Raw genomic sequence first — 16,101 nt, 5'->3', positions numbered from 1 at the left:
CGCTGATACACAAAGAAAAGGAGAGTCTTAATGCAGGCATTATTACGACAACGGTTGACCAAGGTCGCTCTTGCACTTGTGGTCGCAGGATATTGTTCCATCCCGGCCATGGCGGCCGATGGCAATCTCAAGAGTGGCCAATGGCAAATTGTCACGAAAACCACGGGTACTATTCAGGGGACTGTGCCGTGGATCACCCGTTCAGCTACCGAGATCGCCGAAACTGACAAAGCGCATGTTTCGGTGACGATCGATCGCGGTTCCCGCACCGTAACTAGTGATGGTGATAAACAGTTTCATGTGGGTGATAAAGTCACGGTTAACTGGGCTATTGGTGATGAACAGGGGGATCTGGACACCAATAATACCGCGACCAAAGGTACGGTTCAGTGGATGAGCTACAGCGATCAGAGTGGTAGCGATGGGCAGGAGATTGGTACTGCAGGCAGCGATACCTATGAAGTTCAGGCTTCTGATGCTGGCCGTTATATCGGTATTAAAATTACACCAACCACCACTACCGGTGATCCGAATATTGCAACGGAACTGCTGTTGAATGATCTTTCGACCAATACGGGTGGTGGTTCGGATAGCGATGATGTGCCGGAAGGTCCGGTAGTCGATGAAAATGTCCATGTGGTGATTTACGAGTCAACCTCAAACACTAACCTGTTGGGTACGACGACGAATCTCAAAACTAATGCCACCTATAAAGTTCTGCTTTGGAAAGATAAAGCGGGTGGTACAGCAGATAGATACGATGCGGGTGAAGAGGTTACTGACAAGTACGATTACCGCTGGAAATTTACGGGTACCAGTAAAATTGCTGGTACGGGCGCAGCTGGTATTGTCAACGAGAGCTGGAACAACAGAGATCTCGTTATACCAATTACTAACGCCGAAGCGAAGACAGAATTTGAAGGCGCATCTGGTGGTGTAACTATTGGTACTGACGGCGTACAGGGCTTCGGTCTGTCTATCGATTATCGTCTTAAATAAGGCTATGCAACTGCTGCCATTCCCAATAGGGAATGGCAGAACTGGCAGTGTATTTTGCTTAGTTTTGGGTTAAGCAAAGTGTGTTGGAACAATGAATATGGCAAACAGGTAGGTGGCTATTGCTCATGGACGGGAATCGGCAAGTGAATAAAGTTTTTAGCTTCTTTCAGGTATTGCTGGTCGCGTTGGTTGCGGCGAGCCCACCCGCGCAGGCGCTATTGAAAGGCGGTACCTGGCAAGAGCTGAATACATCAACGGATCCTATCAATGGCACTATTCCGCAGGCCGACGGTGCCACCATCCCGATTTATCAGGGCAGCCATCTCTTGCCGCCTGGTGAGGTTCATTCAGTGAATTACACGGCTATGCCGCGTGATTTTAGTGCGAGCGCCTTGCCAAGTCAGATGCAGGTGGTGAATCCATCCGATACTGAAGGCGATCTATTTGCCCAGTCGCCGACACCAATAGTGAGTTGGGAAGGCAACCAGCCGCCGACGGTGGGTCTGTTATGGGCAGACGCCGCAACACCTGATACGCCGCTCTCCCCGCAGCCAGCGATTAACCAGACGTTCTGTGCCCAGAATCTGTCCGGGCGGCAACTGGTTGTCTGGCCACAAGAGGACGATTCAGTCGCCGTTCCCGCGCTGTTTCTGTCTACCCTCACGGGTGAACCCAATAGCTCTGCGATTCCACTGCTTAACCCGAAAGTGACCATTAATATCCAGGCCGCCGAAGACAATCCGGTTTCGGTGAGTGCCGATCATATTGACGAGGCGTTTAAAGCGTCAAAGGTGAAGGTGGGGGAGAGCATTACCCTGACCGTGACCACTACCGGCTGTGATGGCAAAATCTTCGCCAATGGATCTTTTGTTATCCGTCGTGACGATGCCAAAAATCGCCAGGGTGAAGTCAACAACAGCGAGCCGGTACACGTTGGCGACACCGAACTGACCACCACGGCCACGGAATATCACGGCACCACTGACGACACCGGCAAGGCGACGGTGGTGGTGACGCAGGCTAAAGGCCCCGGCGTGAAAACGCGCCTTATTGTTAGCGCCGTCAATTACCCGACGCTTCATGCCGAGGCTAACGTCATTTTCACCACCCTGACCAGCCCTGACACCGATCTGGCCAATATGTACGGCCATATGATTGACAGCACCACGGCGGATCTGAACGGCATCACTTACACTTTCACCCGACCGAAGCTGGCGGCAGAAATCGGCGGAACCAGAGATACCGTTAATGGTATTAACGAAACCTGGGCGCAGTTTAACTGGAGCAAGGCGGATAACCACTGCGACATTCTGCCAGCCGCCGAACAGCTGGTAGCGATGAGAAACGCCCATGACACTCTGGATACCTACACCGGCTGGCCGCTAACGGGTAATGCTGAATACTGGTCATCCACCAAAGATCAGTTGGATTCGTACCATTATACCGTCCAGATGATCAGCGGTTCGGTGGTGCGGGAAAGCAGCGGTTCCTCTTTCCTGGTTAGCTGTGTGGATAAAGCCCTGCCAGCGGCGCATCCGCAAATCACGCTCTCCCCGGAAGGGCCTTACGAAGCAGAGGTCGGTGATTCCATTGATCTGGTGATGAGTGTGGTGGACAGAGACACCAAAAAACCTCTGCCTTACCGCTATATGGAACTGTTCGTTGATCCGGCGAGTAACCGCCAGGGAGTGCATAAGGATGAGTGGGATAACCTGCGGGTCACTATTTCCTCCGAAGATATACGCGCCTCGTCGCCGGAGCACTATACCGGTGTGACCGACGCCAACGGTCAGGCACATTTAACGCTACAGCACAATCACGGTTTGGGCGTACAGACGCCGATTCGCATCGTGATGCCTGACGATGAACGGGGAAGCGTCGAGCTGCCCTTTAGCGTGATTTTCACCGTTATCACCAGCCCGGACGTGGCCGTGGCCAATATGTGGGGCCATATGCGCGGCGTGGTGGATGCGGGCAACCTGTATAAACGCCCGCCGCTGAAGGCAGAGGCAAGCAGCGCCAGCGGCGGGCAAAGCGAAAATAACGAAGAGTGGGCCACGTTTGACACGGTGACGGCGGCGACCGGTCAGTGCGGTACGGGCCAGGTGCCGGATTCAGGCTCGCTCACGCATCTGTATGGCGAGCATCCCAACAATGAAATGCTGACCGAACACGGCTGGCCGACCGGGCTTCACGCCTATATTGATGCCGATTCAGGTGCTGTTCTGCCACCGGCGAACGTGAATCTTGAGAACGGGAACCCCGGCACCGGCAGCGCAAACTACCTGACCTGTTCCGCCAACGAAATGGTGGCGCGGCTTGATGCGTACTTCAATGACGATCCTACGCAGAATGGCCTTGCGGTTGCCAAAGCGGGCGAGCAGATTATTCTGAACGTCCACTCAAGAAACGCCCTTAATCAGCAGTCAATACCCAATGCTGACTTTACCGTTACCCTGGCTCCCGGTAAACAGCGTGATGGCCTGACCACCGGGTTTACCGACCCCACAAACGGCCAGTTGTTTTTTGATGGTGTTGCCTATAGCGCCGCACAGACGGCGGTGTATCACGGGATAACCGATACTCACGGCGACGCGAGAATTGTTCTCACGCAACCGAAGGGCGTGGGGATACTGACGCCGTTAACCGTGGAGCCGGCGGAGTCATTACTTAACCTCCCTCTTTCCCGCAGCGTGAAGTTTACCGTCGCCACCAGCCCGGATACGGCAAATGCCAATATGTGGGGCCATATGGCAGACACCATCACCGTGGGCGACCTGACTTTTGAGCGGCCTAAGCTGGCGTCAGAAGTTTCTGCCAACACCAGCCCCAAAACCCAGTTGGAGGCCAACGAAACCTGGGCGCGCGTTTCACATGCTGATGCCGCAGGCAATACGGATGCGGGCGGCTGCGCGGTGAACCGCCTGCCACATATCGATCAACTCGAAGCGTTATACAACGACAACAGCGGCGGCGCTATTAAAAGCATCCATGGCTGGCCGACGCTGATTAACTACTGGTCTTCCACCTACCAGACCGCCAGCACGTGGAAACTGATTGCACTTTCTACCGGCAGTGAATTTGCGGGCGGCACCTCCACTATTTACACCAGTTGCCTGACCACCGATAACCCGGTGGCGGCCTCGATCACCATTGAACCGGTAGATTCATCGCTATGGTATGACGGCAACGGTGAGCATGCGGTGAAGGTGAAAAAAGGCGACACGTTGCAGCTTAAAGTGACGGTCAAAGACGCCAGCGGCAATCCGGTGCCGGAAGCGCCGTTTGTGTTCACTCGCGGCGACGGTTATACCCGGCAGAATGAAAAGCATACGGCTTCGGAAGGTAACGACCTGGAGCATCTCGTCACGCCAGTGGTGATCGACGGCGAATCGATAGCCTGGACCACCACTAAAATGGGGGCCGTCACCGGTGCGGATGGCACTAAAACCATCAGCGTCACGCGGCCGGACACGAACGGCACCAAAACCGCCGTTATCGCCACGCTGTACGACAACGCCAGCGTCAGCGCCAGTATTGACACCGTCTTCACCGTGGTCACAAGCCCCGACGTCTCTGTGGCGGTGATGTGGGGCCATATGCCGGATACGCTGACGGGCCAGGACGGCGCGGTGTATCATCGCCCCCTGCTGGAAAATGAATTACAAAGTCGAACTAACATGGTCCACTATCTCGAGGACCATGAATACTGGGCAGCGTTTTACGGGCCGGGAACGACTAAGACCAACCCGGATAACTGCGCCAGCGGCTATCATCCTACGCTGACGGCGCTGGACGCGCTGTACAATGCCTACCCGAACGGCAGCATAAAAAGTGTGCAGGGCTGGCCGGTTATCCGTTCTTACTGGTCAGGGGGTATGGGTACGACCGGGAATCCGATCGCGACCGGTAAACCAACGCAATATTATATCGTCGATCTTAACGATGACTCTCGCCGTCTGATAAGCAACTCCAGTATTAACGATACGCAGTATCAGATTTGTAGCGCCAATTCCTCGTTGGCGACGCAGATAGTGCTTTCTTCTTCTCTGGCGCAGGACGCCGACGTTAAGGCGATTAAAGTGACCAGCAGCGAGATGATTCCAACTGTGATCACCACCACTGACGTGCAGGGTAATCCGGTGGGCAACGCGCCCTTTATGCTAACGCGTGATGCGGGAACGGCGCGCAATACCAGTTATAAGCCAGAGTCGTCTTCGGTGTTAAACCTGTTGTCAGATGGTCGAGGTGTTGACTGGACCTGGAACACCACCAAAGGTTCCAGTTATCCCTACTACGGTGTAACCGGCAGCAACGGTACATTCGTTATGGGTGTGACTTCATCTGATGCACCTGGTGTGAAAAACGTTATCACCGCCAGCCTGTATCAGGGATCGACGGTGGCGTCGTCGTTGCCAGTGATTTTCACTACTATCACCAGCCCGAACAACGTACTGGCCAACATGTGGGGCCATATGCCAGAAACCTTCAGTGCCAGCAACGGTGCGGAGTTCAAACGCCCTCAACTGCGCAATGAAGAGGGGGCCAGTTCCGATACGTCCTATATCATTGCAAACAATGAGTCGTGGCTCTCGCTAAAAGTAAGCCTGGTCAAGTCACAAGGAATTGGAGCCTGTGGTTTGAATCAAATGCCACTGCTGGCAGATCTTGCCTCATTGTATGCCGATCATCCCAATGGCAAGCTGGAAATGGACTTAGGTATGCCATTGACCGTCACTGGCTCTTCAAAGCCACGATGGTGGTCAGGTGATTCGCTATTGGTTAATCAGAGTGTTAATTATCAGTATGTCGATATGAAGTCCGGCGACAGTGGTTATAACGGTGGGAACGAAAACTATTTTCAAATATGCCTGACTGCGCCGCGTCAGTTATCGATGACGCTCTCCTCGACCGCATGGAATGCGGATAAATCCGCCGCCGATGTGAAGAAAGGCGAGTCAATGCCGATGGCCGTGACGGTCATCAACGCTGCCGGGCAGCCGCAGAAGGGGGTGGTTGTGCAAATTACGCGCGAGAAATCCTACTCACGCGGGAAGATATATGGCACAAACGTTCCGGCCTTCCCATGGGTGATTGGCCCGGCAGAGTCTAGCACCTCCTCCTCGACGTACATGACGCTGACGCCGGTATCGCCGGCAGGCACCGCTACGGCTTTTAACAGTAGTTCGGGTAAATGGTTAGCTATGACCGGAGATGACGGGACGCTACAGTTTACTTTAAACCAGGATAAGTCGCTTGGCTGGAAAACGGCCATTACTGCCGCACTTGTGGATCAACCCACGATGACGGCGAGTCAGGATGCCATATTTACCATCGAGACCAGCCCGGATTCGCCTAATGCCACATACTGGGGCCATCTGCCGGATACAGTGGTGCTAAACGGCAAGACATTCCACCGTCCGGCGTTGAGAACCGAATTAGCGGTAGTGGGGCCCTCATATTTGTACACTGACAATGAGTACTGGACTAAAGTGCGTTATAAGGATTCTGGCCATAACGAGTCCGCGTTGAATTATCTTTGTGGCATGGAGAACGTTGCCACGCTGGATGATCTGAAAGCGCTACAGGGTGTTATTGGGAAACTGCACTGGCCGACGTCGTCTTCATCATCAAATGACTATCTGTCGCAGACTCTCGCGGAGGATGGCACCGGTTACTACTCGTTTAACGAAACCACCGGAGTGCGAAGTACGAAACCAGATAACCCTGCCAGTTTCGGCTTTGGCATCTGTCTGGCGCAGTGATGATTATGAGGAACGCACATTGCCATAAGGTGATGCGCGTTTGGAAACAGACACGGGCGTAAGTCGGATGGAGGCGAAGCCGACATCAGGCACCGAATTCCGACATTGTGCGTCAGGTTTTACGTTGGCGAGTTTTCTTCAGTGAGGTGATTGTTATAACTTCGCTCTCCACCCAGCCGTCTTCCAGGCGCGTGGTGATGACATCGCCAGCTTTCACCTGCTTGATCTTTTTCACCACGCCACCGCCGGTGTTGGTAGAAACACTATAGCCGCGAGCCAGTGTCGCTAGTGGACTCACCGCCTCGAGGTGTGTCACTGCGTTGCCAAAACGTTCGCGTTGCTCGCTAAGGCGTGCGCGAATGTTTTCGGACAGCCGAAATTCCAGTTGCTGGATGCGAGTTTGCGCACGATAAATACGCGGCTGCGGGTTTTGCTGATTCAGACGCTGCAGCATGCGCTGCTGGCGCTGATTGGCCTGCTTGATCTGATTTTCCAGCGCAAAGTTCATCCGCTGATGCAAACGTTCCAGCGTAGTTTGCTGACGAGCCAGGCGGAGCTGTGGATGCTGCTGCTGCAGGCGGTGGAAGGTCTGCGTAAAGCGACGGCTGCGGTTGGCAAGGTAGTAGTCCATCGCCATACCCAGACGTTGCTGGACGGACTGAATCTGGCGCAGCAATTCCTGTTGATTACGACTGACAATCTCTGCTGCTGCAGACGGCGTGGGTGCGCGCAGGTCACCGACAAAATCGGCGATGGTTACATCGGTTTCATGGCCGACTGCGCTTACCACAGGAATGCGGCTGGCGAAAATGGCCCGTGCTACGCGCTCATCGTTAAAACTCCACAAATCTTCCAGCGAACCGCCGCCGCGCCCGACGATTAACACATCGCACTCGTTACGCCGGTTTGCCAGTTCAATCGCGCGGACAATTTGCCCCGGCGCATCGTCGCCCTGCACAGCTGTGGGGTAGATAACCACCGGCAGGGAAGGGTCGCGACGTTTCAGAACCTGGAGAATATCGTGCAGCGCCGCCCCGCTTTTCGAGGTGATCACTCCGACACAATGAGCAGGTGTTGGGAGTGATTGTTTAAACTGCTGATCAAACAACCCTTCTGCCTGCAATTTGGCTTTTAGCTGTTCATACTTCTGTTGTAATAAACCTTCACCCGCTGGCTGCATGCTCTCGACGATGATTTGATAATCACCGCGCGGTTCGTACAGCGTTATATTGGCACGTACCAGTACCTGCTGTCCGTGCTGCGGACGGAACGTGACGCGGCGGTTGCTATTGCGAAACATCGCGCAGCGTACCTGGGCGGTATCGTCTTTTAAGGTGAAGTACCAGTGACCGGAAGAGGGCTGAGTAAAGTTAGAAATTTCGCCGCTGATCCACACCTGCCCCATCTCTTGCTCGAGCAGCAGACGCACCGTCTGGTTAAGGCGACTTACGGTAAAGATTGATGAGGTTTGAGAGGATAACATGTGAGCGGGATCAAATTCTAAATCAGCAGGTTATTCAATCGATAGTAACCCGCTCACCGGGGATCGCAAGGTTTTTTTGCAAAAAAGTGTGGATGCAATCGGTTACGCTCTGTATAATGCCGCGGCAATATTTAATAACCTCCCAGGTGAGATATTGCCCATGCTACGTATCGCAAAAGAAGCCCTGACGTTTGACGACGTCCTCCTCGTTCCCGCTCATTCTACCGTTCTGCCGAATACTGCTGACCTCAGCACGCAGTTGACGAAAACCATTCGCCTGAACATTCCTATGCTCTCCGCAGCCATGGACACCGTGACGGAAGCGCGCCTGGCGATTGCCCTGGCCCAGGAAGGCGGCATTGGTTTTATCCACAAAAACATGTCTATCGAGCGCCAGGCTGAAGAAGTCCGTCGCGTGAAGAAACACGAATCTGGCGTGGTGACTGACCCACAGACCGTACTGCCAACCACCACGCTGCGTGAAGTAAAAGAACTGACTGAGCGTAACGGTTTTGCAGGCTATCCGGTTGTGACGGATGATAACGAGCTGGTGGGTATCATTACTGGTCGTGACGTGCGTTTTGTGACTGACCTCAGCCAGCCGGTTAGCGTGTACATGACGCCGAAAGAGCGTCTGGTTACCGTTCGCGAAGGCGAAGCCCGTGATGTCGTGCTGGCAAAAATGCACGAAAAACGCGTGGAGAAAGCGTTGGTTGTTGACGACAGCTTCCATCTGCGCGGCATGATCACCGTAAAAGACTTCCAGAAAGCTGAACGTAAACCTAACGCCTGTAAAGACGAGCATGGCCGTCTGCGTGTTGGTGCGGCAGTCGGCGCGGGTGCGGGTAACGAAGATCGCGTTGATGCGCTGGTCGCCGCAGGTGTTGACGTGCTGCTGATTGACTCCTCTCACGGCCACTCTGAGGGCGTACTTCAGCGTATCCGTGAAACCCGTGCTAAATATCCGGACCTGCAAATTATTGGCGGTAACGTCGCAACGGGCGCTGGCGCTCGTGCGCTGGCTGAAGCCGGTTGCAGCGCGGTGAAAGTAGGTATCGGCCCAGGTTCTATCTGTACGACTCGTATCGTCACCGGCGTGGGTGTTCCGCAGATTACTGCGGTTTCTGACGCGGTTGAAGCGCTGGAAGGTACCGGTATTCCGGTTATCGCTGATGGCGGTATCCGTTTCTCCGGTGACATTGCGAAAGCAATCGCAGCCGGTGCGGCGGCAGTAATGGTGGGCTCCATGCTGGCCGGTACCGAAGAATCCCCAGGTGAAATTGAACTCTACCAGGGCCGTTCTTACAAATCCTACCGTGGCATGGGCTCTCTGGGAGCAATGTCCAAAGGTTCTTCTGACCGTTATTTCCAGAGCGATAACGCCGCTGACAAACTTGTTCCGGAAGGTATCGAAGGTCGCGTTGCCTATAAAGGCCGCTTGAAAGAGATTATCCATCAGCAGATGGGCGGTCTGCGGTCCTGTATGGGTCTGACCGGCTGTGGTACTATCGACGCGCTGCGCACTCAAGCAGAGTTTGTACGCATCAGCGGTGCGGGTATTCAGGAAAGTCACGTTCATGATGTGACCATCACCAAAGAGTCCCCTAACTACCGTATGGGCTCCTGATCAGTTTCCGCGCCCGGCTTCTATGCCGGGCGAATTTGTTTCACTTGCCTCGGAATTAGCGTCAATGACAGACAATATTCATAAACATCGCATTCTCATCCTCGATTTCGGATCTCAGTACACTCAACTTGTGGCACGTCGCGTTCGTGAACTGGGCGTCTATTGTGAGCTGTGGGCATGGGATGTTACGGAAGCACAAATTCGCGAATTCAACCCAAGCGGTATTATTCTTTCCGGTGGCCCGGAAAGTACCACCGAAGCGAACAGCCCGCGCGCACCAGAGTACGTCTTCAATGCAGGCGTGCCTGTATTCGGCGTTTGCTACGGAATGCAGACCATGGCGATGCAGCTCGGTGGCCATGTTGAAGGGTCTCACGAGCGTGAATTCGGCTACGCACAGGTTGAAGTTCAGACCGACAGCGCACTGATCCGTGGCATCGAAGATTCACTGACCGCAGACGGCAAACCGCTGCTGGACGTGTGGATGAGCCACGGCGATAAAGTCACCGCCATCCCGGAAGGCTTCGTTACTGTTGCCAGCACCGAAAGCTGCCCGTTTGCCATTATGGCGCATGAAGAAAAACGCTTCTACGGTGTGCAGTTCCACCCGGAAGTGACTCACACCCGTCAGGGGCTGCGTATGTTGGAGCGTTTTGTACGTGACATCTGCCAGTGTGAGGCCCTGTGGACGCCGGCAAAAATCATTGACGACGCCGTGGAGCGTATCCGTCAACAGGTTGGCGACGACAAAGTGATCCTTGGCCTGTCCGGTGGTGTTGACTCCTCCGTAACCGCCATGCTGCTGCACCGTGCAATTGGTAAAAACCTGACCTGTGTATTCGTTGATAACGGTCTGCTGCGTTTGAACGAAGCCGAGCAGGTCATGGACATGTTCGGAGACCACTTCGGTCTGAACATCGTTCACGTTAAAGGCGAGCAGCGTTTCCTCGACGCGCTGAAAGGCGAGAACGACCCGGAAGCGAAACGCAAAATTATTGGTCGTGTGTTTGTTGAAGTGTTCGACGAAGAAGCGCTGAAACTGCAAGATGTTAAATGGCTGGCACAGGGCACCATCTACCCTGACGTGATTGAATCTGCCGCTTCTGCAACCGGGAAAGCACACGTCATCAAATCTCACCACAACGTAGGCGGTCTGCCGAAAGAGATGAAGATGGGCCTCGTTGAACCGTTGCGTGAGCTGTTCAAAGACGAAGTGCGTAAAATTGGTCTGGAACTGGGTCTGCCTTATGACATGCTGTACCGTCACCCGTTCCCGGGTCCAGGTTTAGGCGTACGCGTGCTGGGCGAAGTGAAGAAAGAGTACTGCGACCTGCTGCGTCGTGCGGACGCTATCTTCATTGAAGAGCTGCACAAAGCTGACCTGTATAACAAAGTCAGCCAGGCGTTTACTGTATTCCTGCCGGTCCGTTCTGTTGGTGTAATGGGCGATGGCCGTAAGTACGACTGGGTGGTTTCCCTGCGTGCTGTTGAAACCATCGACTTCATGACCGCCCACTGGGCACACCTGCCGTATGACTTCCTGGGGCGCGTGTCCAACCGCATCATCAACGAAGTAAACGGTATTTCTCGTGTGGTGTATGACATCAGCGGTAAACCGCCTGCTACCATTGAGTGGGAATGATTTCGCGTCTGGCAACAGCCTGCACGTAAAAGCAGTAAAGTACCTCTAAGCCCGCGTAACTGCGGGCTTTTTTGTTTTTATGTCTGGCACTTTCTGGCAGCTGTTAGCAACGGGAAGCACGGTTTTTTCAATGGAATTTTTGATGGTACTCTCTGATTTCGAATTCAGGTTTGAAAAAGTACCATGTGATAAATTTCGGTTGAGTTATGGTATTTGTTTTTTATAACTCAATTAAAAACAGAGAGTTAAACAACTTTTCTGAATTTTTTACAACATGGTATTTTTTGATAAAGGAAAACAATAAACCATGTTGACTGACACCAGGCTGCGTCACCTTAAGCCGAAGGAAAAACTCTATAAAGTTAATGACCGTGATGGTCTGTATGTTGCGGTCACTCCGGCTGGAACTATTTCATTTCGTTATAACTATTCAATAAACGGAAGACAGGAGACCGTTACTTTTGGCCGCTATGGTGTTGGAGGGATCACGCTTGCAGAAGCGCGTGAACGGCTCAATGAAGCTAAAAAAATGGTTGCCAGTGGAAGATCGCCTGCGAGGGAAAAAGCCAGAGATAAAGCGCGTATCAAAGATGCGGAGACTTTTGGTGCGTGGGCTGAGAAATGGTTACGCGGTTATCAAATGGCTGAATCGACGCGTGATATGCGGCGTTCGGTATATCAAAGGGAGTTGAAGTCAAAATTTGCCCAGCAGAAACTTAATGAGATTACACATGAAGACTTACGCGCATTAACCGATAACATTGTCGAGAGAGGGGCACCGGCGACAGCTGTACACGCCAGAGAGATTGTATTGCAAGTCTATCGCTGGGCTATTGAGCGCGGTCAGAAGGTGGAGAATCCAGCTGATCTGGTACGGCCTGCAAGCATAGCGAAATTTGAGCCTCGAGACAGAGCATTGACGCCAATTGAAATTGGTCTGATGTATCGGTATATGGAACGGGTAGGAACGACGCCATCAATCAGAGCAGCGGTTAAACTATTGCTGTTAACGATGGTACGTAAAAGTGAGCTTACTAACGCAACCTGGAACGAGATCAATTTTAGTGAGGCATTATGGACGATACCAAAGGAGAGGATGAAACGACGTAATCCACATTTGGTTTTTCTTTCCAGACAGGCAATGGATATTATGATTGCTCTCAAAACCTTTGCCGGTAGCTCTGATTTTATCCTTCCTTCGCGGTACGATTCCGATGCACCAATGAGTAGCGCTACTTTAAACCGGGTTTTGACACTGACGTATCGCCTGGCTCAGAAAGAAGGGGAGTTGTTGCCTAAGTTTGGTCCCCACGACTTACGGCGTACAGCCAGCACCTTGCTACATGAGGCCGGGTACAATACTGACTGGATTGAGAAGAGCCTTGCCCATGAACAAAAAGGGGTACGAGCTGTTTATAACAAGGCTGAATATCGTGAGCAGAGGGCTGAGATGCTACAAGATTGGGCGAATATGATTGATGAATGGACTAGTAAGTAGTTAACAATCAGTAAGTTAAGTGGATATGCTTCTTTTATCTACGCTAGGAGAGCAATTTTAGCCGCTAAAATTTACTGAATCTTTACTGGTTTTATCTGGATTGCATAAAAAGGAAAAATAAGAGTGCCTGAGTTGTCTGTAATTATACAATGGATGAATCAATACCCTAAGACCGGCTGGCTATTGCTGTGTGTCTATATTGCACTCGGTGTAGTTCGTCACAGAGTAATTAATGCTGAATCTGGAAGTGTATTTCGTGGACTATTCAATCTTAGGAAGCGCCGGCTAGAGCAAATGCTGACACAGCCATATTTGAATAAAAATGCGGTCCGTCTGGCAAAGCGTGAGCTTCGTCAGCGCAGCCTTCATCGGCTCACAGGCTTGTATAACTATCGGCTGCAGGATTTGGCTGTAATAATGTGTGATCGTTATGGGTTGCGGGCTGGTTATCTCAAGCCGTGGCGTAACTGGCTCGAAGAACGGGATGGACGGATTGTGTTCAACAGGAAATGGCATTGTTATCGCTGGCGTCTTTTTCTGGCAGGTCAGATTGCAAACGCAGTTCTACTGATAGTATTCATAGTCTATATAGTTTCTCATGCTTCGGCCGAAATGATCGCACCGCTTATGATGGCCTTTATGCTTGTATGGTGGTTTCCGTGGCTAATGGCCACCTCGGTACCTACTCCAAGGTGGACTCGCGAAATGGAAGTCTATCTGGAGAAATTTAACGCTGGACAAACTATAGTCTAAACTATCCTTTTTTGTCATACATTTAGAGTGAATTGTCAGAGTTTTGGAAGATTCCATCCTACGAGTAATACTCACAAGGTAATTCACATAATCAATAGGTTAAGTCATAAGTTTCTTGACCCTACATGAGAAAACGAATTTTAGCTGCTAAAATTTTGGGCATGTTTTGACTTAAATGCCACCGACATGATTCTAATAATTAAGCCAGTATCTAATGAGCCAAGATAAGACAACTGTAAACGCCCCTTGGCTTAGACTTGCTTTCAGGAAAGCGAATGCTTTTTATGGTCAGGGACAAGTAAGGGGATGAGCCATTGCATAACCATAAAACCAATTCGTTCTATGTCATTACAGATCGGCTTCAGTGATTTACTGGTGAGGTAGTATCACTGTGATCCGTTTTGCATAACGCTTACAGCTGCGCTACAAACAATAAACTATAATACTGTATTTTCAAAATCATCAATTTGAAGCAGGGTAATCGCGAAAAACCCTTGTAAGTGGCTGGTTATAATTTAATAAAGTGGATGATATTAAGACTTAAACTGCCACCATAATAGTTCGTGGATATACTATTTTAAATATAAAATTCTTTCCTCACCGACGCTAAGGCCTTGGACACAGCCTGCTTTGTCATAGTTGTGTAGTGATTTTTTTCTAAAACCTGTGCGGTTTCAAACTGGTTAAAACCTTGGTGTTTTAATATGATTATTTTTTTCTTAGTATCAGTGAGTTTGGAGTCAACCATTCGTCTGGCGATATTCCTAAGTTTATCTAGATCTGCTGGGGTTAAAGTTTGACCCTGTATCCACTCATGAAAATATGTATCAATCAATATATCCCCTGTGTTTGCGTTAGCTTTATGCGGTTTAGCGCATTGCCGTCTAAGCCTTATTAATTCTTTATTGAACTGTTCGAGAGACCGCTTTCCTTGTCTGTATTTGGGATTCCATAGACCATTGATGAGTTTGGGCCTATGGTCAGAACAATATCGATGACTAAGGACCTGTTTTTCATGAACGGGGAACTCATTATCGTTAGCAACAAATTCTGATATCTCACTGATCAACTTGGAAAATTCGGTTAGATTACCGCAGAACTCGCAATAACCGAGCTTGCGCTGTGAATTTATAGTTACTCCTTTTGCAGGAGAGGATTTCTTCGGCCGCTTGGATGCGCACTCACTGACTAATTCAATAAGAGACTCAATCGTAGCGGTAAAGCATTTATCAAGAGAAGTTTGTTGATCTAAAGTCAGAACGAAATTACGCAAAAGAAGTCTTTGTGCCTGTACTACGACGTTTAAGCCCACTTTTTTAAGTATTTCGCTAAATCCTAGATTTACTCCAGAAATGTAGTCTTTATGACTTGGTGACAGGGAATTTACATAAGCAGCTACTGCTGGATCAATAACTTCCTGTATGAGACGCAGTATTGGATACCTCCGTGAAAATATGGAGTACGGAGAACTACGCTCTTCAAATAATTTAATTGCAGCTGCAACTGTGAGGTCACAGCCTTTCCAGATAGTAATTTTCATGTCAACCATTTTAGCCAATGAATAGGTTTTAGCAAGTGGTAATGCTTGGCATTGTATAGGCCTGATTGGAAACAGGAGGAAGGCAGATGCAAACAAAAGCACATAGCACGCTCATTAACAGAAAAACACTTCTGGAAATGATCCCATTATCAGCCCGCACTATTTATAACCTTGAACAGCGAGGCGAGTTTCCTCGCCGTATAGCACTTACTAGCCGAAATGTTGCATGGCAGTTATCCGAAGTAGAGCAGTGGATTGCGGATCGTAAATCAGCAATGTTTAAAGCGGCCAGACCCGGTGTTGTTTTAGGTAGGTAACAGCAATGTCATTGAACATAATGGAAGCATTTGAAGCTAAGCCACAACCAATTGATTACGTCTTGCCTAATTTGGCTATTGGTACTATCGGAGCGATGGTTTCTCCGGGAGGCGTTGGAAAGTCAATGCTGGCATTACAATTGGCTGTGCAGATTACTTGTGGTGTAGATCTTTTAAACTTTGGTGAATATCCGACTGGGTTGGTGGCATATTTACCTGTGGAGGACTCTGAAACCATCGTTCACCATCGTTTATATTCTTTGGGGAAATATCTAACAGCACGTCAGCAGCAGATTGTAGCTGATAAGCTATTGGTCGAACCTTTAGTAGGGAAGTGTCCAAATATTTTCTTGCCGGATTGGAGCAACTTGATCAATGAAGTTTCAAAAGGTAGACGTTTAATAATTTTGGATACTCTTCGCCGTTTCCACCAGGAGGATGAGAATAATAGCGCAGCAATGTCCAAAGTCATTGGAA

Annotated in this window: 10 protein-coding genes; 8 read left to right on the top strand and 2 right to left on the bottom strand. The window is 50.7% G+C overall.

The genetic code is table 11. The annotated features are described in order from the left end of the window. Positions 1–30 precede the first annotated feature (30 nt). Complete coding sequence (locus tag IMQ48_RS21425) at positions 31–999, top strand: SinI family autotransporter-associated protein (RefSeq protein ID WP_196210573.1); 969 nt, start codon at positions 31–33, stop codon at positions 997–999. A 143-nt stretch (positions 1,000–1,142) separates the two neighbouring features. Further along, on the top strand, positions 1,143–6,764 hold the full coding sequence (locus IMQ48_RS21420; protein WP_370551873.1) for an adhesion domain-containing protein: 5,622 nt from the start codon (positions 1,143–1,145) through the stop codon (positions 6,762–6,764). Between the two features lie 112 nt (positions 6,765–6,876). Here IMQ48_RS21420 and xseA read toward each other — a convergent pair whose 3' ends face one another. After that, entirely contained in the window at positions 6,877–8,247 is a 1,371-nt protein-coding gene (gene xseA, locus IMQ48_RS21415; RefSeq protein ID WP_196210571.1) for an exodeoxyribonuclease VII large subunit, read from the bottom strand. Positions 8,248–8,407: 160 nt separating this feature from the next. On the opposite strand from xseA, the gene guaB reads away from it, so the two are divergent. From guaB to IMQ48_RS21395, 4 genes are all read left to right on the top strand, one after another. After that, on the top strand, positions 8,408–9,874 hold the full coding sequence (guaB, locus tag IMQ48_RS21410; RefSeq protein WP_196210570.1) for an IMP dehydrogenase: 1,467 nt from the start codon (positions 8,408–8,410) through the stop codon (positions 9,872–9,874). 64 nt (positions 9,875–9,938) lie between these two features. Beyond that, entirely contained in the window at positions 9,939–11,516 is a 1,578-nt protein-coding gene (guaA, locus tag IMQ48_RS21405) for a glutamine-hydrolyzing GMP synthase (protein ID WP_196210569.1), read from the top strand. Positions 11,517–11,823: 307 nt separating this feature from the next. Next, positions 11,824–13,014: a site-specific integrase gene (locus IMQ48_RS21400; RefSeq protein WP_096889731.1), complete on the top strand. Its 1,191-nt coding sequence runs from the start codon at positions 11,824–11,826 to the stop codon at positions 13,012–13,014. 123 nt (positions 13,015–13,137) lie between these two features. Beyond that, on the top strand, positions 13,138–13,767 hold the full coding sequence (locus IMQ48_RS21395) for a hypothetical protein (protein ID WP_096889733.1): 630 nt from the start codon (positions 13,138–13,140) through the stop codon (positions 13,765–13,767). Positions 13,768–14,344: 577 nt separating this feature from the next. Here IMQ48_RS21395 and IMQ48_RS21390 read toward each other — a convergent pair. After that, positions 14,345–15,316: a LuxR family transcriptional regulator gene (locus IMQ48_RS21390; protein ID WP_370551874.1), complete on the bottom strand. Its 972-nt coding sequence runs from the start codon at positions 15,314–15,316 to the stop codon at positions 14,345–14,347. Positions 15,317–15,393: 77 nt separating this feature from the next. On the opposite strand from IMQ48_RS21390, the gene IMQ48_RS21385 reads away from it, so the two are divergent. Both IMQ48_RS21385 and IMQ48_RS21380 read left to right on the top strand, forming a co-directional pair. After that, a complete protein-coding gene (locus IMQ48_RS21385) occupies positions 15,394–15,624 on the top strand; it encodes an AlpA family transcriptional regulator (protein ID WP_023308174.1) in 231 nt (76 codons plus the stop codon). 5 nt (positions 15,625–15,629) lie between these two features. Continuing rightward, positions 15,630–16,101: AAA family ATPase (locus IMQ48_RS21380; RefSeq protein ID WP_196210567.1), on the top strand; the 472-nt coding region annotated here is incomplete at its 3' end.

Origin of the sequence: Citrobacter sp. Res13-Sevr-PEB04-36 (assembly GCF_015672735.1) — a bacterium.
Taxonomy (GTDB): Bacteria; Pseudomonadota; Gammaproteobacteria; order Enterobacterales; family Enterobacteriaceae; genus Citrobacter.
The sequence above is the reverse complement of the archived record's forward strand: the minus strand, read 5'-3'. Positions and strand labels throughout refer to the sequence as shown.

Bases quoted from the DNA above. Each gene is read 5' to 3' on its own strand.
- IMQ48_RS21425 (WP_196210573.1), top strand. From the start codon at position 31: ATGCAGGCATTATTACGACAACGGTTGACCAAGGTCGCTCTTGCACTT.
- xseA (WP_196210571.1), bottom strand. From the start codon at position 8,247: ATGTTATCCTCTCAAACCTCATCAATCTTTACCGTAAGTCGCCTTAAC.
- guaB (WP_196210570.1), top strand. From the start codon at position 8,408: ATGCTACGTATCGCAAAAGAAGCCCTGACGTTTGACGACGTCCTCCTC.
- guaA (WP_196210569.1), top strand. From the start codon at position 9,939: ATGACAGACAATATTCATAAACATCGCATTCTCATCCTCGATTTCGGA.
- IMQ48_RS21400 (WP_096889731.1), top strand. From the start codon at position 11,824: ATGTTGACTGACACCAGGCTGCGTCACCTTAAGCCGAAGGAAAAACTC.
- IMQ48_RS21390 (WP_370551874.1), bottom strand. From the start codon at position 15,316: ATGGTTGACATGAAAATTACTATCTGGAAAGGCTGTGACCTCACAGTT.
- IMQ48_RS21385 (WP_023308174.1), top strand. From the start codon at position 15,394: ATGCAAACAAAAGCACATAGCACGCTCATTAACAGAAAAACACTTCTG.